Below are 22,013 nucleotides of genomic sequence, written 5' to 3'. Positions count from 1 at the left end.
CTGACGTCCTCTCCCTCAAGAAAAAGAAAAGCTGCCACGAGGCGAAACCTCGTGGCAGCTTCACACCTCGTGGGAAAAGGTTAAGCCTCGACCGGGACGATGTTGACCGTCTTGCGACCACGCTTGGAGCCGAAGAGCACCGAGCCGGCGGCCGTGGCGAACAGGGTGTCGTCGCCACCGCGACCGACGTTCACGCCCGGGTGGAAGTGAGTGCCGCGCTGACGGACGAGGATCTCGCCGGCCTTGACGACCTGGCCGCCGAAACGCTTGACGCCCAGTCGCTGGGCGGCTGAATCGCGACCGTTACGAGAGCTGGACGCGCCCTTTTTATGTGCCATGTCTGTTCGCTCCCTTACTTACTTGATGCCGGTGACCTTGACGACCGTCAGCTGCTGACGGTGGCCCTGGCGCTTGTGGTAGCCGGTCTTGTTCTTGAACTTGTGGATACGGATCTTCGGGCCCTTGGTGTGCTCGAGCACCTCACCGGTGACAGCGACCTTGGCCAGCGCGTCGGCACTGGTGGTGACCTTCGCACCCTCGACCACGAGAGCGACGGGCAGCGACACCGAGGCGCCCTGCTCAGCGTCGAGCTTCTCGATCTTGACCACGTCACCGACGGCAACCTTGTACTGCTTGCCACCAGTCTTGACGATTGCGTACGTGGCGTTATCGGCTGCCATCGTTGGTGTTCCTCTGTTCTTCGTTTCGTCTACTGCGGGGCGCGCGCCACCCGAAGGCTGCGAGCGCGGGTCTTAGGTTGGAGCGGCGCGGGCGTCCGCAGCTCTCCATGTCGCCGGTGTCGGCCAGGCGACAACTGGTCAAGGGTACGTGACCAGTTAATCGAGGGTCAAACCGCGTGGACCCTCACGGCATCAGCCATCGACACCTCCGACCGGCGGACCGGCGGGACGGGCCGCAGCGCGGCGCCGCTGCCGGACGACGGGAACCTGGGCGACGACCGGTTCAGCGGGCTGATCAGCCTCGTCCTCGTCGTCGTCCTCGTCGTCTTCGTCGTCCTCATCCGAGTCGTCCTCGTCCGAGTCGTCGTCTTCGTCGGTGTCGTCGTCGAGGTCCAGCTCATCGCTGTCGTCGTCGCCGTCCTCGAAGTCCTCGTCGAGCTCGACTTCGAGCTCATCGTCTTCCGAGTCCTCGTCGTCTTCCGACTCGTCCGCGTCGTCGTCCTCGACGTCCTCGTCGGCGTCCAGCTCGGTCAGCACCTCGGCGGACTCGACGGCGTCGCCGTCGGCCGCTTCGTCGGCCAGGCCCTCGGTGTCCTCGGTGGCGTCCTCGTCGTCGAGCTCGTCCTCGTGCTTGCCGTTCGCGGCCGCCATGGCCTTGAACATCGGGTGCTCGCCCTGCGGATGCGACGGCACCTTGGCCACCGGCGTCTCCTCGGCGCGCGGCGCGGCCTTCTTGGCGCGCTTGCTGCGCCGGCCGCCACCACCGGCGCCGCCGGCGGCCTCGGCCTTCCGGCCGTTCGCCGACGCGGTGTCCACCGGATCGCCGTGCAGCATGATGCCGCGGCCCGCGCAGTGCGGACACGTCGTGGAGAACGCCTCGATCAGGCCGGTGCCGAGCCGCTTGCGGGTCAGCTGCACCAGTCCGAGGGAGGTGACCTCGGACACCTGGTGGCGGGTCCGGTCCCGGGCCAGCGCCTCGGTCAGACGGCGCAGCACCAGGTCACGGTTGGATTCGAGCACCATGTCGATGAAGTCGATGACGATGATGCCGCCGATGTCCCGCAGCCGCAGCTGACGGACGATCTCCTCGGCCGCTTCGAGGTTGTTGCGGGTGACCGTCTGCTCCAGGTTGCCGCCCGAACCGGTGAACTTGCCGGTGTTGACGTCGACGACGGTCATGGCCTCGGTGCGGTCGATCACCAGGGTGCCACCCGAGGGCAGCCAGACCTTGCGGTCCATCGCCTTGGCCAGCTGCTCGTCGATGCGGTACACGGAGAACACGTCCGGACCCGTGGGCCCGCCGGCGGGCTCGTACTGCGAGATGCGCGAAAGCAGTTCGGGCGCAACCGAGTTCACGTAGCCGTTGATGGTGTTCCAGGCCTCGTCACCCGACACCACGAGCTTGGAGAAGTCCTCGTTGAACAGGTCGCGGATGACCTTGACCAGGACGTCGGGCTCTTCGTACAGCGCCACCGCGGCGCCGGCGGCCTTGGCCTTGGTCTCGGCAGCCGTCGTCTCGATCTCGGTCCAGCGTTCCTGCAACCGGTTGACGTCCGCGCGGATGTCCTCTTCCTTCACGCCCTCGGACGCGGTGCGGATGATCACACCGGCGTCGGCGGGCACGACCTCCTTGAGGATTTCCTTCAGGCGCTGGCGCTCGGTGTCCGGCAGCTTGCGGCTGATGCCGGTCGACGACGCCCCCGGCACGTACACCAGGTAGCGACCGGCCAGCGAAATCTGCGTGGTGAGGCGCGCGCCCTTGTGCCCGACCGGGTCCTTGCTGACCTGGACGACGACGTAGTCGCCGGGCTTGAGCGCCTGCTCGATCTTGCGGTTGTTGCCGCCGAGGCCGGCAGCCTCCCAGTTGACCTCACCGGCGTAGAGCACACCGTTGCGGCCCCGGCCGATGTCGACGAACGCCGCCTCCATCGAGGGCAGCACGTTCTGCACGATGCCGAGGTAGATGTTGCCGACCAGGCTGGCCGACGCGGCGGACGTCACGAAGTGCTCGACCACCACGCCGTCTTCCAGCACGGCGATCTGGGTGTACCGGGCACCTTCGTGCGGCGGTTCGGTGCGGATCTTGTCGCGCACCACCATCACGCGCTCGACGGCTTCGCGGCGGGCCAGGAACTCGGCCTCGCTCAGGATCGGCGGCCGGCGCCGGCCCGCGTCCCGGCCGTCACGACGGCGCTGACGCTTGGCCTCGAGCCGGGTGGACCCGGTGATGCCCTGGATTTCGTTGTTGTCCGACTTGGTGCGCGGGGCGCGCTCGTGGACGACGGTGTTGGGCGGGTCGTCGGGCGAACCGGCCTCACCGTCGGCATCGTCACCGCCGGCACCGCCCGACTTGCGGCGGCGACGACGGCGGCGACGGCGGCTGGCACCGTCGGACGCGTTCGCGTCGTCGTCACCGGCGTCTTCGTCGGCCTCGCCGTCGGTGTCCTCGTCACCTTCGGCCGACGCATCCTGCGTCTCGCCTTCGGCGTCACCGTCGGTGGCGTCGTCGCTGCTCTGTTCACCCCGGCCGCGGCCACGACCCCGGCGGCCACGACGGCGGCGCCGGTTGGCGGGCCGCTCGCCGTCTTCGTCGGTGCCGTCCTCGCCACCCTCGTCGGCGGCGTCGGCCGCATCGTCGGCGGTGTCGTCGTCGGCGAAGTCGTCGGGCTCGGCGGGCGGCCGGAATGTCACGGGCTGCGGCGCCACGAACAGCGGCAGGTAGTCGGCGGGCTCGGCAGCGGGCGCCGGGACCGTCTCGAGCAGCAGGCGGGACTCGGGCTCGTCTTCGTCGGGCTCCGCGGCACCGGCATCGGCCGCCTCGCGGGCGATCTCGACGGCGGCTTCGGCGACGTCGACGGCTTCGACGGCGACCTCGGCGGTCACTTCGGTGCTTTCGCTGACGACCTCGACCAGCACTTCGGCCGCCGGCTCGACGGTCGCGGCCGGTGCGGGGTCCTGCGTCGCCTCGCCACCGAGTCCCAGCAGGTCACGGACCCGCTCGGCCTCGGCGCGCGTCACCGTGGACGCCGGGTTGCGGGGCCTACCGTCGACCCCGGCGAGGGTCTCGGTGATCTTCTTGCTGGTCGTCCCGAGGATCCGGGCGAGCGAGAAAATCCGCAGGCGCTCGGGGAGCTCTATCGGCTCCGCTGCGCTGCTGGCGTCTTCGGATCGGGCTTCAAGTTGGGCATCGTCGGCCACGTATTCTCCTCAAGCCCCCGGGCGCGTCGTGCGACGCGGCCACGCGAGGGCTTCTTGTATTGGCTCGGGGAACTTCTCCCGAGATTGTTGTGGTCTCGCACCTAGCGGCCCACGGGGAGCCCTCGGTGCCTGGCTGAATGATGGCTGGACGGTCGGCGCCGCACCCGGATTACTCCGGGTGGTCGCGTCGTCTAAGTCTTCATCCGGGCGTCCGCTCCTGGTATGAAGCAGGTCACCCGTAGGCCAGTATCCCACATCGTCGGCCAATCTCCGACGAGGTGCCGCCGGTAGCTCAGCTACCGGCGGACCACAGTGTCAGTTAGCGGGAAACCACAGGGCGATTTCACGGGCCGCGGACTCCGGGGAATCCGAGCCGTGCACCAGGTTGTCCTGGGTGATCAGGGCCAGGTCACCACGGATGGTGCCGGTCGCGGCCTTCTCCACCGGGTCGGTGCCGCCGGCGATCTGCCGGAAGGCGGCGACGGCCCGCGGGCCCTCGACGATGGCGGCCACCACCGGGCCGGAGGTGATGAATTCCAGCAGGTCACCGAAGAAAGGCTTGCCCTCGTGCTCGGCGTAGTGCTTGGTCGCCAGCTCCACGCTGACGGTCTTCAGCTCCAGTGCAGCGAAGGTCAGGCCCTTGCGCTCGATCCGGCTGATGATTTCGCCGATCAGGTTGCGCTTGACGCCGTCGGGCTTGATCAAAACAAGGGTCTGCTCAGTCACGGCGGACAGCGTACTAGTCAGTAACCGAATCGAGCGATTCGGGCGCAGCTCACTGCTGACCGGGCAGCAGGCCGCGATCCTGGCGGCGCTTGACCTCGGACCGCAGGTACGCGATCAGGACCCAGACGAGCAGGAAGATGATGCCGACGATGCCGATGGTGACGTCGATGAACGCGCCGAGGATCAGCACGAACTGCATCCCGATGTTGACCCAGAGCGCCCACGACCGGCCCTGCATGCCCGACAACAGGCCCAGCACGACCGCCATGCCGATGAGGTAGCCGCTGCTGAGCGGCGTCAGGCCACCGTGGAACACCGACACCACCGGCAGCGCCAGCAGCACCACGATGACTTCCAGGATCAGGGTGCCGGCCATCACGCCGCGGAAGCTCTTCCAGGGGTCGGGCTGGTTCGGGGCGGTCATGCCGGGTCCTTTCCGAACAGGGTGCGGGCCGCGCCGGCCGTCACGACCGAACCGGTGATCACCATGCCCGCGCCGGAGAACCCGTCGGACGAGCCGTAGTCGTTGCCCGACTGCTCCACCAGCGCCGTCGCCGCCTCGATCGCGTCGGGCAGGTTCGGTGCGGTGACGACGCGTTCGGGGCCGAAGGTCTCCTCGGCCAGGGACGCCAGCGTCTCGGTGTCCATGGCGCGCGGCGACCCGTTGTGCGTCACCACCACCAGGTCGAACGCCGGCTCGAGCGCGGCCAGGATGCCGGTGACGTCCTTGTCGGCCATCACCGAGATGACGCCGACCAGGAACCGGAACTCGAACTCGGTCTGCAGCGCGTCGGCGAGCGCCGCGGCGCCGGCCGGGTTGTGCGCGGCGTCGATGAACACCGTTGGGGCGCTGCGCATCCGCTCCAGGCGACCGGGGGTGGTCACCGACGCGAAGCCCTGACGGACGGTGTCGACGTCGAGCTGACGGTCGGCACCGGCGCCGAAGAACGCCTCGACAGCGGCCAGCGCCAGGACGGCGTTGTGCGCCTGATGCTCGCCGTGCAGCGGCAGGAAGATGTCGGTGTAGACACCGCCGAGGCCCTGCAGTTCCAGCAGCTGCCCACCGACGGCGACCTGCCGGGCGCGCACGGCGAACTCGGAGTCCTCACGGGCCACGGCGGCGTCGGCCGTAACCGCCTGCGCCATCAGCACTTCCATGGCCTCGGGGACCTGGCGGGCGATCACCGCGACAGTGCTGGGATCGGTGCCGGCGGGCACCAGGTCGGGCTGCTGGCGGGCGATGATGCCGGCCTTCTCCCCCGCGATCGCGGCGATGGTGTCGCCGAGATAATCGGTGTGGTCCAGGCCGATCGGCGTGATGACGGCGACCGGCGCGTCGACGACGTTGGTGGCATCCCACCGTCCGCCCAGGCCGGTTTCGATGACCGCGACGTCCACGGGTGCGTCGGCGAACGCGGCGAACGCCATGGCGGTGAGCACCTCGAACTTGCTCATCTTGGGGCCGGGCTCACCCAGCTCACCCGCTTCCGACTGCCGGTCGACGATCTCGACGAACGGCTCGATCTCGGTGTACGTGGCGACGTATTGCGCTGGGCTGATGGGCTTTTCGTCGATCGCGATGCGTTCGGTGGCGGCCTGCAGGTGCGGGCTCGTCGTCCGGCCGGTGCGCCGCGAGAACGCCGTCAGCAGCGCGTCGATCATCCGGGTGACCGAGGTCTTGCCGTTGGTGCCGGCCACGTGGATGCTCGGGTAGCCGCGCTGCGGCGAACCGAGCATCTCCAGCAGTGCCTCGATCCGGACGGTGCTCGGCTCGATCTTGGTCTCCGGCCACCGCTGGTCGAGCAGGTACTCGACCTGCAGCAGTTCGGCGATCTCGTCGGGTGTGGGGGTGCTCATGCGGACGGCAGGCCGGCCAGCCGGGTGTTGATCCGGTCGACCTCTTCCTGGGCGAGCTGCTGGCGGGCCCGGATCTTGGCGACCACATCCTCCGGCGCCTTCGCGAGGAACGCCTCGTTACCCAATTTGCCTGCGGTCTGGGCGAGTTCCTTCTGCGCGGCGGCCAGGTCCTTCTCCAGCCGGCGCCGCTCGGCGGCGACGTCGACGGTGCCCGAGGTGTCCACCTCGACGACGACGGTGCCCTTGGACAGCCGGACCTCCACCGCCGCCGAGGGATTGAAGCCGTCGGCCGGCTCGGTCAGCCAGGCCAGGGAGGTCACCGCGGCCACCTGGGCATCCAGGTCGGCCTCGCTGATGCCCACCAGGCGGGCGGGCACCTTCTGCCGGTCGTTGAGGCCCTGGTCACTACGGAACCGGCGGACCTCGGTGATGAGCTTCTGCATGTCGGTGATCCGCTGCGCGGAATCCTGATCGAGCGCGACACCGGAGGCCTGCGGCCATTCCGCGATGACCAGCGACTCGCCACCGGTCAGCGACTTCCACAGCGCCTCGGTGACGAACGGCATCACCGGGTGCAGCAGCTTGAGCAGCACGTCGAGCACCGCGGCCAGGACCGCCTTGGTGTGCTCGGCGCGCGAACCACCTTCGAACAGTTGGGCTTTCGCGAGCTCGAGGTACCAGTCACAGAACTCGTCCCACGCGAAGTGGTACAGCGCCTCGCAGGCCCGGCTGAATTCGTAGCGCTCGAGCGTGTTGTCCACCTCGGCCCGGACCTCTTCGAGACGGCCCAGAATCCAGCGGTCGGCGTCGGTGAGCTCAGCGGCTTCCGGCAGCGGAGCCGGCGCCGCACCGTTCATCATCGCGAAACGCGTTGCGTTGAACAGCTTGGTCGCGAAGTTGCGGGACGCGCGGGCGTGGTCCTCACCGATCGACAGGTCGCCACCGGGGCTGGCACCGCGGGCCAGGGTGAAGCGCAGCGCATCGGCGCCGAACGTCTCGACCCAGTCCAGCGGGTCGATGCCATTGCCCTTGGACTTGCTCATCTTCTGCCCGAACTGATCGCGGATCAGCCCGTGCAGGAAGACGTTCTCGAACGGCACCTTCGCGCCGCCCAGCACCGGATCGTCGGCGACGAAGGTGCCGAACATCATCATGCGGGCCACCCAGAAGAACAGGATGTCGTAGCCCGTGACCAGAACCGTTGTCGGATAGAACTTCTCGAGCTCCGGCGTCTTGTCGGGCCAGCCCATGGTCGAGAACGGCCAGAGCGCCGAGGAGAACCACGTGTCGAGCACGTCGGGGTCCTGCTCCCAGCCGGCCGGCGGCTCCTCGTCGGGGCCGACGCACACGGTCTCGCCGTCCGGGCCGTGCCAGATCGGGATGCGGTGTCCCCACCAGAGCTGACGGGAGATGCACCAGTCGTGCATGTCGTCGACCCAGGCGAACCAGCGGGGTTCCAGGCTGGTCGGGTGAATCACGGTGTCGCCGTTCCGGACTGCGTCACCGGCGGCCTTGGCCAGCGATTCGACCTTGACCCACCACTGCATCGACAGCCGCGGCTCGATGGCCTCGCCGCTGCGCTCCGAGTGCCCGACGCTGTGCAGGTACGGCCGCTTCTCGGCGACGATCCGCCCCTCGGCGGCCAGCTTCTCGCGCACCTTGACGCGGGCCTCGAACCGATCCATGCCGTCGAATTCGGTTCCGGTACCGGCGATGGCGCCCTTGGTGTCCATGATGGTCGGCATCGCCAGGTTGTGCCGCAGTCCGATCTCGAAGTCGTTCGGATCGTGGGCCGGCGTGACTTTGACTGCGCCCGTACCGAATTCGGGGTCGACGTGCTCGTCGGCCACGATGATGATGTCGCGGTCCAGGAAGGGGTGCGGCAGGGTCTTGCCGACCAGTGCGCGGTAGCGCTCGTCGTCGGGATGCACCGCGATGGCGGTGTCACCGAGCATCGTCTCGAGTCGCGTGGTGGCCACGACCAGGTGGGGCTCGGCGTCGTTCATCGAGCCGTAGCGGAACGAGACCAACTCGCCCTCGACGTCGTCGTACTTCACCTCGAGGTCGGAGATCGCGGTCTCCAGCACCGGCGACCAGTTCACCAGCCGCTCGGCGCGGTAGATCAGGCCGGCGTCGAACAGCCGCTTGAAAATGGTGCGGACGGCGCGCGACAGGCCCTCGTCCATGGTGAAGCGGTCCCGGCTCCAGTCGACGCCGTCGCCCAGGCGGCGCATCTGGCCGCCGATGGTGCCGCCGGACTCGCGCTTCCACTCCCAGACCTTCTCGACGAAGCCCTCGCGGCCGAAGTCCTCTTTGGTCTTGCCGTCGGCGGCGAGCTGCTTCTCGACCAGGGTCTGCGTGGCGATACCGGCGTGGTCCATGCCGGGCAGCCACAGCACCTCGTAACCCTGCATGCGCTTCCGCCGGGTGAGCGCGTCCATCAGGGTGTGGTCGAGCGCGTGGCCCATGTGCAGGCTGCCGGTGACGTTCGGCGGCGGCAGCACGATGGAGTACGGCGGCTTGTCGCTGGTCGGGTCGGCGGTGAAGTACCCGGCGTCGACCCAGCCCTGGTACATGTCAGCTTCTACCGCGCTCGGATCCCACGTTTTGGGCAGGGCATCGGCCGCGTTCACGGTCGTGGGATCAGGCGTATCGCTGGCAGTCACCGGCCAATTCTAGGTAAACCCGGTGACCGGACGTAAAACTGCCCCTCGGGGCCTACTTCTTGTTGCCGAACAGCCCGCCCAGGACGCTGCCGAGCACGCCGCCGGCGCCCTGGTTGCCGCCACCGCCGAGGACGCTGCCCAGGATGCTGCCGAGCGGGTTGTCACCGGAGTTCGTATTGCCGCCGGCGTTGTTACCGCCCAGCGCGCCGCCGAGGATGTTGCCCAGCACGTCGCCGAGACCACCGCCGCCGGACGCCGCGGGAGTGGACGCTGCGCCGCCGCCGGTGAGCTGCTTGCCGATGTACGCCAGCACGATGGGCGCCAGGATCGGCAGCAGCTTCTGGATCAGCTCACTGTTACCCGCGCCACCGCCGGCCAGCGCCGACGCCACCTGGCCGCTGTCGTTGCCGCCGAAGATCTTCGCGACGGCGTCGGCGCCCTGGTCCTGGTTGACCTGGTCGACCGTCACCCCACCGTCGAGCAGCCCGCTCGCCGCGTGATCGGCGGCTTCGCTTTCGAGGCCGGCCGCGGTGTCGGGGTGGTCCTGCGCGGTCTGCTGTACACCGCCGAGCAGCAACGGCACCAGCTGTTGTACGGCGCTGTTCACCTCCCCTTCATCAGCGCCGAGCTTGGCCGCAATCTCTTGTGTCGGAATCTGATTGAGCAGTTCGTCAAGACCAGCCATGGCATGTTCCCCTCGTCACCGATGTGTGTGAAGCGCCTCGCCGCCGACACTAGCCGGGTCGGCGGCGAGGCACAGCACTTCGGCGCTTGCTGCGCGAATCAGCGCCCCAGCGCCTCGGTTTCGAACGTGACGCCGGCGGCCGGCAGCCGCGTCAGCAACACATCGCCCATCGCCGCGGCCGGCGTCAGCACGCCCTTCAGATCCGACAGCCGGTCGCGGTCGAGGGCCAGCGCCAGCCCGCTCTCGCCCAGCAGCACCGCGGTCGCCTTGTAGCCCGGGTCACCCTGCTGCGCCATGACCGAGCGGTACCGGGCGCCGCTGGTGGTGCGGGTGTAGGTCTCGACGCGGTAGTAGCCCTTGTCCCGCGCCTGCTCGCTGGGGCCGGTCCCGGGCTTCGGCACGACACGGTCGATCAGGCCGCGGGGCAGCTTGTTGAAGAATCGGCTGCCGAGGTTCATGACGGCCGCGTTGGCCGCGGTACCCAGCGCGGAGGCCACCGGCGCGATGGGCGACGACCCCAGGCTCATGTGCTCCGCGTACCGCAAGCGGCGCCCGTACTCCCAGCCCAGCAGTGCGTTGCTGCGCCGCACGATGCGGGTGTTGGCCACCGCCATGACGAAGGCACCGGTCCACGTGCCGGCGAGTTCGGGGGCGATGTCGCGGCCCCGGCGCCATGGGGTGTCGGTCTGGTGGCCGAGGTCGGGCTCCGCACCGCGATCGGTTGTCAGCGTGTACGGGTCCATCATGGTCCGGCGCAGTTCCTCGTCACCGGACGTCCGCGTGAACAGCTCGAGCATCGAGGCGACGGTGCCGCCGGATACCCCACCGGAGAATCCGCGGAGCACGTAGTCGGTGTCGGTGAGCTCGCCGGCGCCGTCCGCCGCGGCCGCCTTGTACAGCGCGTAGACGGTGAGATCCGAAGGGATGGAATCGAATCCGCACGAGTGCACGATGCGCGCACCGGTGTCGGCGGCCTGCTTGTGGAACAGGTCGATGCTCTCGCGGATGAAGAGGCTCTCGCCGGTGAGGTCGGCGTAGTCGGTGCCGGCGGCGGCACACGCTGCCACGAGTGGCAGGCCGTATTTGAGGTACGGCCCGACCGTGGTGACGACCACCTGGGCCCGCTCGGCCATGGCATCGAGGGTGTGCTGCGACGCGGCATCGGCCTGGATCAGGCCCCAGTTCTGCCCGGCCGCGCCGAGCGAGTCGCGGACCGCGGCCAGTTTGTCCATCGACCGGCCCGCCAGCGCTATCCGCGCCTGCCCTCCGTTCTCGGCCAGGTATTGGGCGGTCAACTTCCCGACGAAGCCGGTGGCGCCATAGAGGACGATGTCGAATTCGCGCTGCGGTGCGGTCATGGTGCCAACCTAACCGAGGGTCTCCGGCAGGTCGACGTGTTCTTTGCGCACGTGCTCGGACAGGAACGCCGTCACCACCTGATACCAGATCTTGGCGTGCTGCGGCGCGGCGATCCAATGACCTTCGGACGGGTAATAGAGGTAGCGGTGCACAGTTTCACCGGTGTCGTCGGCCGGTAGCCCCGACCGGGTCAGCAGGTCGTTCCACAACCGCAGTCCTTCGCCGATGGGGACGCGATAGTCCTTGTCGCCGTGGATCACCAGCATCGGCGTCCTGATGTTCTCGACATGGCGGTGCGGCGAATTGCGTTCGGCCATCTCGGGTGTCATCTCACGGGCCCACCAGTAGGCGCCGTCGGTCGTCGGCCCGAACTGGTCGAGCGCCCACAGGCTGGCGTGCGTGACGATGGCGGCGAACCGGTCGGTGTGCCCGGCGATCCAGTTGGCCATGTAGCCACCGAACGAGCCGCCCATGGCGGCGATCCGGCCGGCGTCGATGCGCGGGTGCGCGCAGGCCGCGTCGACGGCCGCCATCAGGTCGGTATACGGCGCGAAACCCCAAGCACCCCAGCCACGTTGGACGAAGTCCTGACCGTAGCCGGTGGACAGCGCTGGATCCGGCATCAGCACTGCATAGCCGAGCGCGGTGAGCAGCCAGGGATTCCACCGCCAGTGCCAGGTGTTCCAGCTGCCCAGCGGCCCGCCGTGCACCCACAACAGCAGCGGCGCGGGCGCGTCGCCGGCCGGCAGTGTCAGCCAGGAACGAACGGGCGTGCCGTCGTCCGCGGTTGCCGTCAGCTCGACCAATTCGCCTGGCAGTGCCGGAAATTCGACGCACGGCAGCACGGTGACGGATCCGTCGGCGTCGACACGGACCGGATGCGGCGGCGTCAGGTAGCTGCTGCGCAGCGCATACAGCGCACCACCGGCGACGGGCCGCACCTCGCCGTACGCGAAGTCGTCGCGCGTCAGCTGGGTGACCACGCCGCTCGACGGGTCGACGGAGAAGATCGGCGCCCGGCCGTTGTCGTCCGCGGTGACCAGCAGGGCCGACCCGTCGTGCGACCAGGTCACCGAGGCCGGCCAGCGGTCCCAGTGCCCGGTGAGCTCCACCGGCTCGGCACCGAAGACCTGGCGGCACAGGGTGATCCGCGGCGCCTGCTCGGGTGTCGAGTGCGTCTCCCGCAGGTACGCGACGGTGGTGCCGTCGGGCGAGATCGCCGGGTGCCCCAGGTCGGCACCCGGGTCGTCGGCGATCACGGTGCGCTCCCCCGTCGCGATGTCGATGCGGACCAGCACGCTGCGCAGTGCGGCCCCCGCAGCGGAGACCTGCCACGACGCGACGGCGAAGCTGCCGTCGGCGCTGACGTCGACTGCGGCCTCGTTCAATGCCATCCCCGGCTGCTGCGTGATGTCATGGGCCGCACCCGATTCGACGCGGAGCAAGTGCGCGTGATCGGGACCCAGGTCGTGGTCCCAGTGCCGCACCGGGTACCCGGTGTGCAGGATTGCCGACACCTTCTTGTCCTTGCGGAGGGTGCGCAGCCGCTTGTCGTCCTCGGGCGTGCCGGCCGACGGGAGCATCGGCGCCGTCACCACGACGACGTCGGCTGCGCGGGCGGCGTGCACGCCCGTGACGCCGCCCGCCAGCTCCAGAAGTCGTTGTGCCTCACCGCCGTTGGCGGGCAGTTGCCACAGCGCCGCCGGCGGGTCGTCGTCGGTGTCGGTGGGACGGGCCGCGACGAACAGCAGGTCACCGGCCGCGGTGAAGGCCGGCTGGGACTCCCCCTTGGCTCCGTACGTCAGCCGGCGCGCCTCGCGCTGACCGTCGGGGTCGAGTTCCCAAGCCGCGGTGACGAATTCGGTGCCCTTGGAATTCAGCTCGCTGATCATCGTGACGACGCGACGGCCGTCGGGTGAGACCGCGAGCCCGGACACCCGGGGCAGTGAGAAGTACGTATCCAGGTCGTCGAACGGTGTCAGGGCCATGCTCCGTTGTTAGCACATGACGGGGCGCCGCCTCGCGCGATCATTACCTGGGGTGGCGGTCGAGGAAGTCGTCGATGAGGGCATTGACGGTGTCGGGCGCCTCATAGGCGGCCAGGTGGCCGATCCGATCCAGGACCACCAACTCCGAGCCCGGAATCGCCTCGGCCATCCGGCGTACCTCGGCGACGGGGAAGCTTGCGTCCTCGCGACCGGCCACCACCAGTGTCGGGACGGCGATGTGGCCGAACAGCGCGTGCTGGTCGGGACGCCTGACCACGATGCTCTCCACCGCGAAGCTGGCGGACCGGGCATCGTTGCGCTTGATCATCGTCACCAGCCCGGCGACCAGATCCGGACGCCGCCGCCGCGTCGTCTTCCCGAGGAAGCGCGGCACGACCGTCGACCGCACGAGGAGTGGGCGCCCGGCCAGCCGGGTCATCCGGGCCGCGAGCGCGAGCTGCAGACGGTCCCAGCGAGGCCCCTCGGACGCCGTGCCGTTGAGCAGGACCGCACACCCGACCCGGTCGGGGAACGTCGCCGACATCGTGCCGCCGATCATGGCGCCCCACGAATTGCCGACGAGGTGCGCCCACGGCAGCCCCAGCGCGTCCAGGACGTCGATATACGCCCTGGCGCTGTCCGCGAAGGTGAAGGCGCTGCGCAGCGGCTCGCTGCGCCCCTGCCCCGGCGGGTCGACCGCGATCGTGGTGTATCGGGCGGAGAGGTGCGCCACCTGAGCGTCGTACAGCGTGTGATCGGTCAGCAGGCTCGGCATCAGGAGAATCGGGGCACCGGAGCCGCTGACGTGGACCTGCAGGGTGCCGAGGCCGGTCGCGATGTCATGCGTGCCCATGTCCCCATAGTTTCATCAAGTGACGGATCATCCGTGGACGCCGGGGCAACGGCGGTGACGACGACAAAGGGCGCCGGACCTTGTGGTCCGGCGCCCTCTGCTTGTCTCGTCGGCGCGGTTGTGGCGCCCTGAGCCTTCGGGAATCAGCCCCGACGGCCGCAGACCGGCCAAGCGCCCATGCCCTGACGGGCGGCGACGTTCTCGGCGACTCGAATCTGCTCGTCCTTGCTGGCGGTGTGGGGCATGCCCGAACCACCGTTGGCACGCCAGGTGCCGAGGTTGAACTGCAGCCCGCCGTAGTAACCGTTGCCGGTGTTGATGGACCAGTTGCCACCAGACTCACAGGCTGCAACGGCGTCCCAGTTGTGGCCGCCGTCCGCATTCGCGGTACCGGTTCCGATGACCATCGGGGCCACAGCAACTGCCCCAGCAACGGCAACCAGTCCAAGCGTTGTGCGGATGTTCTTCACGTTGTTCCTCTCGCCGAGCGCGCGCCAAACATCGCCCGCGCATAGGCGGTGCGAACTGCTGCCTGCCGGGCAGGCGTTAGGGGGCTGAATCGTGTCGTCTCGGTCGGACACGACAGCGGGGGCGGTTTGATCGGTCCGGGCTCGAGGCCGGCGGACGCCACGGGCAACAGGCCATCTGCTCTGGTCCCACCGCGATCCCGCTCACACGCAGGTTCATGGTTTTTCAGTTGTTTGCTCTCTTGGAGCAGCACGAGGACCGTAGCAAGAATTCGCGCGGCAATGTCGAACCGGTCCCAGCCAGATAACAAGCAGATCACAGCCGAACCTGAGAGGAACATAAGCAGGTCACGCGATGTATAAAGCACCCCTAACAAATCACGGTTCGGCAACATTTCGTGATAGAGGTCACCATGAAATTGTGGCGTGGCACACAGAATTCAATTCACACGAGTCACAGTTGTCGCAGGTCAGCGGCACATTTTGGCAGTGCCGCCGCTAAACATCCGGCGTGTCGCCCGGTGAAATCCAGTTGCACCGGCGCCGCAGTTCGCTGCCGACGGACGCGTCAATCCCCGCGGGACTCGCCAGCGCCGCTCGACACCGCCGCCAATCAGCACTTTTCATGCGTCCGATGCGCGCTGTTCGAGCAGCGTTAACCGACCACCTACGCTGGTGAACAACCAAACCTGTTGCACTGCAACAGGTTACGAATTCGCGAATGTCACAGTTGACGAATTGTTCGGAATTGCGACGATGAATTTCCGAATTGGGCGCAGAGCGCGGAAATAGCAGTTATTCGAATTCGTGGAACAGCGAGGAATTCAGGGATTCACAGCCGGGCGATGGACCTTTGCTGAGGGGTCAGACGAAATCGTCCGGGCTGTTGACGTTGACCAGCGCCCGCTGCCGGTCCATCACCACGCGCTGGGTGTCGGAGGTGTCGACCAGGGCCCGCATGCTGCGCCGCCCGTGGGCCACCAGCTCGTCGGCCCGAGTGGCCAGTGCGGTCCGGTAGATGCCCGCCAGGTAGTGGTCCCGCCCGTCCCAGGGCAGCACCACGTCGGCGTCCACCCGGGCCGCGTGTTCGGCGAGCTCGTCGATCAGCTCGGCCGTCAGATACGGCATGTCGACGGCACATACGAACGCGCGCGGGTATCCGGCGTCGGCCGCGGCGCGCAAACCACGGGCGGTGGCCAGCAGCGGTCCGACCCCCGGGGTCGCGTCGCGCAGCACTTCCGCGTCCAGGTCAGGCAGCGCCTGGCCGCGGGCGGCGATGACGAACACCGCCTGGCAGCGGGACCGCAGCGTCGCCACCGTCTGCTCGACGAACGTGATCTCCCCCGCCGGCCCGCGGAACCGCACGGTGGCCTTGTCGCGCCCCATACGACGAGACGCCCCGCCGGCCAGTACAACTGCGGCCAGCGGGGCGTCTTCGTTCAAGGTGTCGTTACTCTTCGACGGTCCAGGTGTCCTTGCCACGCAGCAAGGATTGCAGAGCGGCGGTGTCGTGCGCCTTGGATTCCCGCGCAGAGGCGATCTGAGCCCGCGCTTCGTCGTCGTAGGTCGGGCGGTTCACCTGACGGAAGATGCCCATCACGGTGTGCTCGAGGTTCTGCTCCGACAGGCGCGACAGCGCGAAGGCGTACGCCGGGTCGTCGAGGTGAGCGTTGTGCACCACGATGTCCGACGGATCGACGTCGGCGGTCTTGCCGATCTCCAGTCCGTAGCCGGACTTGGTCACGCAGTACTCGTTCTCCGCGCCGAAGGTGATCGGCTGGCCGTGCTGCAGGTTGATCAGGCGCTCCTCGGCGCCTTCCTTGCGCAGCGCGTCGAACGAACCGTCGTTGAAGATCGGGCAGTCCTGCAGGATCTCGACGATGGCGGCACCGCGGTGCTGGGCCGCGGCCTTGAGCACCTCGGTCAGACCCTTGCGGTCGGAGTCCAGCGCGCGGCCGACGAACGTCGCCTCGGCACCCAGGGCCAGCGACACCGGGTTGAACGGCTGATCCAGCGAGCCCATCGGGGTCGACTTGGTGACCTTGCCGACCTCGGAGGTCGGCGAGTACTGACCCTTGGTCAGACCGTAGATCCGGTTGTTGAACAGCAGGATCGTGATGTTGATGTTGCGGCGCAGCGCGTGGATCAGGTGGTTACCACCGATCGACAGCGAGTCACCGTCACCGGTGACGACCCACACCGACAGGTCCGGGCGCGCCAGCGCCAGACCGGTGGCGATGGTCGGGGCACGACCGTGGATCGAGTGGAAGCCGTAGGTCTCCAGGTAATACGGGAACCGGCTCGAGCAGCCGATGCCGCTGACGAACGCGATGTTCTCGCGGCGCAGGCCCAGCTCCGGCAGGAAGTTGCGGATGGTGTTGAGGATGACGTAGTCACCGCAACCCGGGCACCAGCGCACCTCCTGGTCGCTGGTGAAGTCCTTGCCCTTCTGCGGCTGGTCCGTGGTCGGAACCAGGGCAGTCTTGCTGAGGGCTTCGGTCAGGCCCAGATCAGCACCGATCAGATCCGTCATGCGTTTGCTCCCACACCGGTTTCCACGGTGGCGGCTGCCAGCCGTGCGAACTTGGCCTTGTCAGTTTCCTTCTCGCGCAGCGATCCGTCCAGCGCCGCGCTGATGATGCCCTCGACCTCGTCGGCCAGGAACGCCATGCCCTCGACCTTGGTCACCGACTGGACGTCGACCAGGTACTTGCCGCGCAGCAGGAGCGCCAGCTGGCCGAGGTTCATCTCCGGCACGACGACCTTGTCGTACCTACGCAGCACCTCTTCGAGGTTCGCCGGGAACGGATTGAGGTGGCGCAGCTGCGCGTGGGCAACCTTGACGCCGTTGCGCCGGGCGCGGCGGCAGGCTTCGCCAATCGGGCCGTACGAGCTGCCCCAACCGAGCATCAGCAGCTCGGCTTCGCCGCTCGGGTCGTCGACCTCGAGGTCGGGCACCTTGATGCCGTCGATCTTGAGCTGGCGCAACCGGACCATGAGGTCGTGGTTCTTGGGCTCGTAGGAGATGTTGCCCGAGCCGTTGGCCGCCTCGAGACCACCGATGCGGTGCTCCAGACCCGCGGTACCGGGGATGGCGAACTGGCGGCCCAGCGTCTCGGGGTCACGCGCGTACGGCTGGAACGGCTCGCCCGCCTTGGCGAACGTGTGCTCGATGGCCGGGTAGCCGGCGATGTCCGGGATCCGCCACGGCTCCGAACCGTTGGCGATGGCGCCGTCGGACAGGATGATCACCGGCGTGTGGTAGGTGATGGCGATCCGCGCGGCCTCGACCGCGACGTCGAAGCAGTCCGACGGGGAGGCGGGCGCCAGCACCGCGACGGGCGATTCGCCGTTGCGGCCGTACAGCGCCTGCAGCAGGTCGGCCTGTTCGGTCTTGGTCGGCAGACCGGTGGACGGGCCACCGCGCTGCACGTCGATGACGATGAGCGGCAGCTCGGTCATCACCGCGAGGCCGATGGCCTCCGACTTCAGCGAGACACCGGGGCCCGACGTGCTGGTCACGCCGAGCGCGCCGCCGTACGAGGCACCGATGGCCGCGCCGATACCGGCGATCTCGTCCTCGGCCTGGAAGGTCAGGACATTGAAGTTCTTGTGCTTGGACAGCTCGTGCAGGATGTCGCTGGCCGGGGTGATCGGGTAGGTGCCGAGCACCACCTGGATGTCACCCAGCTGACCGGCGGCGACGATGCCGTACGCCATGGCCGTGTTGCCGGAGATCTGGCGGTATTCACCGGACTTGAGCTTGGCCGGGGCCACCTCGTAGGTGGTGCCGAAGGCCTCGGTGGTCTCGCCGTAGTTCCAGCCGGCCTTGAGCGCCAGCACGTTGGCCTCGGCGATCTCGGGCTTACGGGCGAACTTCTCACGGATGAAGGCCTCGCTGTGCTCCAGCTCGCGGCCGTACATCCAGGACAGCAGGCCGAGCCCGAACATGTTCTTGGCGCGCTGACCGTCCTTCTTGGTCGCGCCGATGGCCTCGACGGCGGCCAGGGTCAGCGTGGTCATCGCCACCGGGATGACGACGAACTCGGACAGCTCGTCGTTCTCGAGCGGGTTCTCCTCGTACCCGACCTTGGCCAGGTTGCGCTTGGTGAACTCGTCGGAGTTGGCGATGATCATGCCGCCGCGCGGCAGGTCGGCGACGTTGGCCTTGAGTGCGGCCGGGTTCATGGCGACCAGCACGTCGGGACGGTCACCGGCGGTGAGGATGTCGTAATCCGCGATCTGGATCTGGAACGACGACACACCGGGCAGAGTGCCCTGTGGTGCGCGGATCTCGGCGGGGTAATTCGGCTGCGTCGCAAGGTCATTGCCGAAGAGCGCGGCTTCCGAAGTGAACCGGTCACCGGTCAGCTGCATACCGTCGCCGGAGTCACCGGCGAAGCGGATGACGACCTTCTCGAGCTTCTGCCGCGAGGCTGCGCCACTCCCGGCGCCGGTGCCGTTGTCGTCGTCGTTGAGACCCACGACGCCTGCCTTTCACACTCTGTTTCGACCGTCCGTCGCACTGTTTCGGAGACGCCGCAGAACGGTGCTCACGATCGCCAGCCCGGCGCCCGCCAAAATTTTGATGTCACTGCTAGTACCGATTATTGCACTTCTCTTAGGGTGCACTCGCCAGGACGCGCCATTGCAGGCGGTGTGGCGGCCCCACAAATGCGCACGTCAAATCGATTGCGGCCGCTTGACACCTGTCAAAATGTGGCTTTCATCACGTTCCGGCAGGTGGAATTCCTAAGAACGCGGTTACCGATCGGTAGCGGTCCGCGCTAGCACTCGGCCGCATCGGAAACATCCGGCGGCACAAGCGATTAGGCGTCAGTCCGGTTGCCCGTCTGGACGGGTGTCCAGACGGCGGCCGTGCCACCGCAGGCGGAGCAACATCAGCTGCCGGTGTGCCTGGAACCCCAACGCCAGCGGGTCGGCCCAGGCGCGGCGACCCGGCGTACCACGTCCGGTATCGGTATCCATACGGCCATTGTCCAGAAGCTGGGCAACCGCGCACGTCACGCGACGGGACGCCGACATGTCGGTCCGGTGAAGATTTGCGGACACCGCTGGTCACGTCACAAGAAGCTCACGGCGACGGTGTCCATGAGCACATACGCGGCGATCGCGAAGACCAGGTAGGCGAACCAGCGCTGCAGTCGCCCGGTGTCGAGCCGGGTGCCCAGGTGGCCGGCGACCAGCGAACCGACGATCGCGGTACCGACGAACGCCGCGGTGACCGTCCAATCGATGCTGGTGCCGCTGAGGTGGGACAGCAGGCCCGCCAACGAGTTCGCGACGATGATGAGCAGCGAGGTACCGATCGCGATGGGCATCTCCACCCCGAGCATCAACACGAGCGCCGGAATGATCAGAAAGCCGCCGCCGACGCCGAAGAGTCCGGTGAGCAGCCCGACGAGGAAACCCGCAGGAATCGATCTGGAGGCACAGCGGCGCCAGTCGATGCCGGAATCACCGACTCTGCAGGCGGTACCGGTGCCGCCGTTGTCCTGCAGCATCCGGATTCCGGCGAGCACCATGACCGCGGCGAAGCCGACGAGGAGCACCGGCTGCGGCAGGTGGCGGCCGATGGCGCTGCCGATGAAGGTCGCCGGGATACCGGCCGCCGAGAAGACTGCGGCCAACCGCCATTGGACGTGGCCGGCCCGAATCTTCGGCAGCGCGCCCACCGCCGAGGCGATGCCGACGACCAATAGCGACATCGGAATCGCCTGCTCGATGCCGAGCCCCAGCACATAGACCAACGCCGGTACCGCCAGAATGGAACCTCCGCCGCCGAGCAGGCCGAGCAGGACGCCGATGACGGCGCCCAGGCCAAGGGCGAGAACGATATTCACGGAACGTCACTCTCCTCAAACGGAAACGGCGGGACGCGTCGCGCGCATGCGCGCGACGACATCTCGGTCAGTGCGTCTTGGCTGCGATCTGGGCACGCACATCGGCCATGTCGAGCGCCTTGACCCGGGTGATCAGATCCTCGAGCGCCGCGGCCGGCATCGCACCGGGCTGGCGGTACACGAGGATGCCGTCGCGGAACGCCATGATCGTTGGGACCGCCTGGATTTCGAGCGCCGCGGCAAGCTGCTGCTGCGCTTCGGTGTCGACCTTGGCGTGCACCACATCAGGGTGCGACTGCGCCGATCGGTCGAAAACCGGAGCGAATGCACGACACGGACCGCACCACGACGCCCAGAAATCGATGAGAACAATGGGATTGCCGGTGATGGTCGCCTCGAAGTCGGCGGCGGTCAGGGTTTTGGTGGTCATGACGAATTCCTTTCATGGTCGAGCAATTACCTTGCTAAGCAAGGCCTTTCAACATCAGATTCCAGTACATGAACGGCAGTCCGTACTTCTTCAGGTACCAGTACGCCCGGTGCGGGATGACCGGATCGAGCAGCGGGAACGACGGCTTCAGGTTGAAGTCGTAGTCGAATTCGGCGAGCAGCATCGCGTCCGACGACGTGACGATCGGGCACGACGAGTAGCCGTCGTACGACGCCCCCAGCGGACGGCCGGTCAAGAAGGAGTCGATGTTCTCGACCACCACCGGGGCCTGCTTGCGGATCGCGGCGCCGGTCTTCGAGTTCGGCGACGAACCGGCGTCACCGAGGCTGAAGACGTTGGGGTACCGCACGTGCTGCATGGTGTGCTTGTCGATGTCGACGTAGCCCATGGCGTCACCCGTCGACAGCGCGCTGCGTTTGATCCAGTCCGGTGCGGACTGCCGCGGCACGGCGTGCAGGACGTCGTACGGCAGCATGGCGTCGGTTCCGCCCTCCCCCACACTGGTGACGCCGACCTTGTGCGACGCCGCGTCGACCAGGGTCACCTCGGAGTTGGTGTGCAGGGTGATGTCGTAGTCGGCGATCACCTTGTCGAGACTGTCCGCGATCGCGGGAATCCCGAACGGCCGCGCGCCCGGCATGACCAGGTGGACGTCAATGTCCTTGAGCACGCCCTGTGACCGCCAGTAGTCGGAGGCCAGATACGCGATCTTCTGCGGAGCGCCGGCGCACTTGATGGCTCCGGAAGGCATGGTGAACACCGCGGTGCCCGAACGCAGGTTCCGGATGAAATCCCAGGTCCGGGGTGCGAGGTCGAAGCGATAGTTCGAGGAGACTCCGTCACGTCCCAGGGTCTCCGCCAGCCCCTCGGTGCGATCCCAATCGAGTTGGATGCCCGGGCAGACCACGAGCGCGTCGTATTCGTAGGTGGCGCCGTCGACACAGGTGACCGTGTTGGCGTCGGGATCGAAGGCGCTCGCGGCGTTCCGGATCCACGTTGCGCCCTTGGGCATCACCGCGGACTCGGCGCGTTCGGTCGTGGCGGCCTGCGCCTGTCCGCCGCCGACAAGGGTCCACAGCGGTTGGTAGTGGTGCTTGTCCGAGGGCTCGATGACCGCGACGTCGGTGTAGCCCTTGCGCAGCAACCGGGCCGCGACCGTGATGCCGGCGGTGCCGCCGCCGACGATCACGATCTGGTGCTTGGCAGTGCTGGTCATATC

At 67.9% G+C, this 22,013-nt stretch carries 18 protein-coding genes and 1 pseudogene; all 19 read right to left on the bottom strand.

What is annotated here, in order from left to right:
• Nucleotides 1–80: 80 nt before the first annotated feature.
• The 19 genes and pseudogenes from rpmA to ACJH6H_RS20900 all read right to left on the bottom strand — a co-directional run bounded on the left by rpmA (nucleotide 81) and on the right by ACJH6H_RS20900 (nucleotide 22,010).
• Nucleotides 81–338, bottom strand: a complete 258-nt coding sequence (rpmA, locus tag ACJH6H_RS20990) for a 50S ribosomal protein L27 (RefSeq protein WP_020102180.1) — start codon at nucleotides 336–338, stop codon at nucleotides 81–83.
• 18 nt (nucleotides 339–356) lie between these two features.
• Entirely contained in the window at nucleotides 357–680 is a 324-nt protein-coding gene (rplU, locus tag ACJH6H_RS20985; protein WP_020102181.1) for a 50S ribosomal protein L21, read from the bottom strand.
• A 192-nt stretch (nucleotides 681–872) separates the two neighbouring features.
• On the bottom strand, nucleotides 873–3,878 hold the full coding sequence (locus tag ACJH6H_RS20980) for an Rne/Rng family ribonuclease (RefSeq protein WP_406775711.1): 3,006 nt from the start codon (nucleotides 3,876–3,878) through the stop codon (nucleotides 873–875).
• A 315-nt stretch (nucleotides 3,879–4,193) separates the two neighbouring features.
• The gene (ndk, locus tag ACJH6H_RS20975) at nucleotides 4,194–4,604 is read right to left on the bottom strand and encodes a nucleoside-diphosphate kinase (RefSeq protein WP_406775710.1); all 411 of its coding nucleotides are present in this window, start codon (nucleotides 4,602–4,604) and stop codon (nucleotides 4,194–4,196) included.
• A 49-nt stretch (nucleotides 4,605–4,653) separates the two neighbouring features.
• Complete coding sequence (locus ACJH6H_RS20970; protein WP_212812310.1) at nucleotides 4,654–5,028, bottom strand: DUF4233 domain-containing protein; 375 nt, start codon at nucleotides 5,026–5,028, stop codon at nucleotides 4,654–4,656.
• Nucleotides 5,025–6,461, bottom strand: a complete 1,437-nt coding sequence (locus tag ACJH6H_RS20965; protein ID WP_406775709.1) for a bifunctional folylpolyglutamate synthase/dihydrofolate synthase — start codon at nucleotides 6,459–6,461, stop codon at nucleotides 5,025–5,027. The genes ACJH6H_RS20970 and ACJH6H_RS20965 overlap by 4 nt, the downstream gene beginning before the upstream one ends.
• Nucleotides 6,458–9,127, bottom strand: coding sequence for a valine--tRNA ligase (locus ACJH6H_RS20960; RefSeq protein ID WP_212812312.1), 2,670 nt, complete (start codon nucleotides 9,125–9,127; stop codon nucleotides 6,458–6,460). Before ACJH6H_RS20960 ends, ACJH6H_RS20965 begins: the two co-directional genes overlap by 4 nt.
• A gap of 52 nt (nucleotides 9,128–9,179) precedes the next feature.
• Nucleotides 9,180–9,812 (bottom strand): DUF937 domain-containing protein, encoded by a 633-nt coding sequence (locus tag ACJH6H_RS20955; protein ID WP_406775708.1) that lies wholly within the window; start codon nucleotides 9,810–9,812, stop codon nucleotides 9,180–9,182.
• A 98-nt stretch (nucleotides 9,813–9,910) separates the two neighbouring features.
• A complete protein-coding gene (locus tag ACJH6H_RS20950; protein WP_406775707.1) occupies nucleotides 9,911–11,170 on the bottom strand; it encodes a saccharopine dehydrogenase family protein in 1,260 nt (419 codons plus the stop codon).
• A 9-nt stretch (nucleotides 11,171–11,179) separates the two neighbouring features.
• Complete coding sequence (locus ACJH6H_RS20945; protein WP_406775706.1) at nucleotides 11,180–13,159, bottom strand: alpha/beta fold hydrolase; 1,980 nt, start codon at nucleotides 13,157–13,159, stop codon at nucleotides 11,180–11,182.
• Nucleotides 13,160–13,202: 43 nt separating this feature from the next.
• Complete coding sequence (locus ACJH6H_RS20940; RefSeq protein ID WP_406775705.1) at nucleotides 13,203–14,012, bottom strand: alpha/beta fold hydrolase; 810 nt, start codon at nucleotides 14,010–14,012, stop codon at nucleotides 13,203–13,205.
• A gap of 143 nt (nucleotides 14,013–14,155) precedes the next feature.
• Nucleotides 14,156–14,377, bottom strand: a pseudogene (locus tag ACJH6H_RS20935) (transglycosylase family protein); the annotation flags it as partial.
• A 966-nt stretch (nucleotides 14,378–15,343) separates the two neighbouring features.
• The gene (gene mobA, locus ACJH6H_RS20930; protein ID WP_212812318.1) at nucleotides 15,344–15,922 is read right to left on the bottom strand and encodes a molybdenum cofactor guanylyltransferase; all 579 of its coding nucleotides are present in this window, start codon (nucleotides 15,920–15,922) and stop codon (nucleotides 15,344–15,346) included.
• 7 nt (nucleotides 15,923–15,929) lie between these two features.
• Nucleotides 15,930–17,012 carry a 2-oxoacid:ferredoxin oxidoreductase subunit beta gene (locus ACJH6H_RS20925; RefSeq protein ID WP_212812319.1) on the bottom strand — a complete coding sequence of 361 codons (1,083 nt, stop codon included), beginning with the start codon at nucleotides 17,010–17,012 and terminating at the stop codon, nucleotides 15,930–15,932.
• Nucleotides 17,009–18,964, bottom strand: a complete 1,956-nt coding sequence (locus ACJH6H_RS20920; RefSeq protein ID WP_212812320.1) for a 2-oxoacid:acceptor oxidoreductase subunit alpha — start codon at nucleotides 18,962–18,964, stop codon at nucleotides 17,009–17,011. Before ACJH6H_RS20920 ends, ACJH6H_RS20925 begins: the two co-directional genes overlap by 4 nt.
• A 351-nt stretch (nucleotides 18,965–19,315) precedes the next feature.
• Nucleotides 19,316–19,468 (bottom strand): hypothetical protein, encoded by a 153-nt coding sequence (locus ACJH6H_RS20915; protein ID WP_020102196.1) that lies wholly within the window; start codon nucleotides 19,466–19,468, stop codon nucleotides 19,316–19,318.
• Nucleotides 19,469–19,563: 95 nt separating this feature from the next.
• On the bottom strand, nucleotides 19,564–20,343 hold the full coding sequence (locus ACJH6H_RS20910; protein WP_212812321.1) for a sulfite exporter TauE/SafE family protein: 780 nt from the start codon (nucleotides 20,341–20,343) through the stop codon (nucleotides 19,564–19,566).
• A 67-nt stretch (nucleotides 20,344–20,410) separates the two neighbouring features.
• The gene (trxA, locus tag ACJH6H_RS20905; RefSeq protein WP_212812322.1) at nucleotides 20,411–20,773 is read right to left on the bottom strand and encodes a thioredoxin; all 363 of its coding nucleotides are present in this window, start codon (nucleotides 20,771–20,773) and stop codon (nucleotides 20,411–20,413) included.
• A 34-nt stretch (nucleotides 20,774–20,807) separates the two neighbouring features.
• Nucleotides 20,808–22,010 carry an FAD-dependent oxidoreductase gene (locus ACJH6H_RS20900; RefSeq protein WP_406775704.1) on the bottom strand — a complete coding sequence of 401 codons (1,203 nt, stop codon included), beginning with the start codon at nucleotides 22,008–22,010 and terminating at the stop codon, nucleotides 20,808–20,810.
• Nucleotides 22,011–22,013: the final 3 nt, after the last annotated feature.

Origin of the sequence: Mycobacterium sp. SMC-21, from assembly GCF_045310825.1 — a bacterium.
Lineage (GTDB): Bacteria > Actinomycetota > Actinomycetes > Mycobacteriales > Mycobacteriaceae > Mycobacterium.
This window is presented reverse-complemented; position numbering and strand designations above follow the sequence as displayed.

What these genes read in the sequence shown, in the direction of transcription:
- rpmA (WP_020102180.1), bottom strand. Translation starts at nt 338, where the DNA reads ATGGCACATAAAAAGGGCGCGTCCAGCTCTCGTAACGGTCGCGATTCA.
- rplU (WP_020102181.1), bottom strand. Translation starts at nt 680, where the DNA reads ATGGCAGCCGATAACGCCACGTACGCAATCGTCAAGACTGGTGGCAAG.
- ACJH6H_RS20900 (WP_406775704.1), bottom strand. Translation starts at nt 22,010, where the DNA reads ATGACCAGCACTGCCAAGCACCAGATCGTGATCGTCGGCGGCGGCACC.
- ACJH6H_RS20915 (WP_020102196.1), bottom strand. Translation starts at nt 19,468, where the DNA reads ATGGATACCGATACCGGACGTGGTACGCCGGGTCGCCGCGCCTGGGCC.
- ACJH6H_RS20955 (WP_406775708.1), bottom strand. Translation starts at nt 9,812, where the DNA reads ATGGCTGGTCTTGACGAACTGCTCAATCAGATTCCGACACAAGAGATT.
- ACJH6H_RS20950 (WP_406775707.1), bottom strand. Translation starts at nt 11,170, where the DNA reads ATGACCGCACCGCAGCGCGAATTCGACATCGTCCTCTATGGCGCCACC.
- trxA (WP_212812322.1), bottom strand. Translation starts at nt 20,773, where the DNA reads ATGACCACCAAAACCCTGACCGCCGCCGACTTCGAGGCGACCATCACC.
- ACJH6H_RS20925 (WP_212812319.1), bottom strand. Translation starts at nt 17,012, where the DNA reads ATGACGGATCTGATCGGTGCTGATCTGGGCCTGACCGAAGCCCTCAGC.
- ACJH6H_RS20965 (WP_406775709.1), bottom strand. Translation starts at nt 6,461, where the DNA reads ATGAGCACCCCCACACCCGACGAGATCGCCGAACTGCTGCAGGTCGAG.
- ACJH6H_RS20970 (WP_212812310.1), bottom strand. Translation starts at nt 5,028, where the DNA reads ATGACCGCCCCGAACCAGCCCGACCCCTGGAAGAGCTTCCGCGGCGTG.
- ACJH6H_RS20945 (WP_406775706.1), bottom strand. Translation starts at nt 13,159, where the DNA reads ATGGCCCTGACACCGTTCGACGACCTGGATACGTACTTCTCACTGCCC.
- ACJH6H_RS20940 (WP_406775705.1), bottom strand. Translation starts at nt 14,012, where the DNA reads ATGGGCACGCATGACATCGCGACCGGCCTCGGCACCCTGCAGGTCCAC.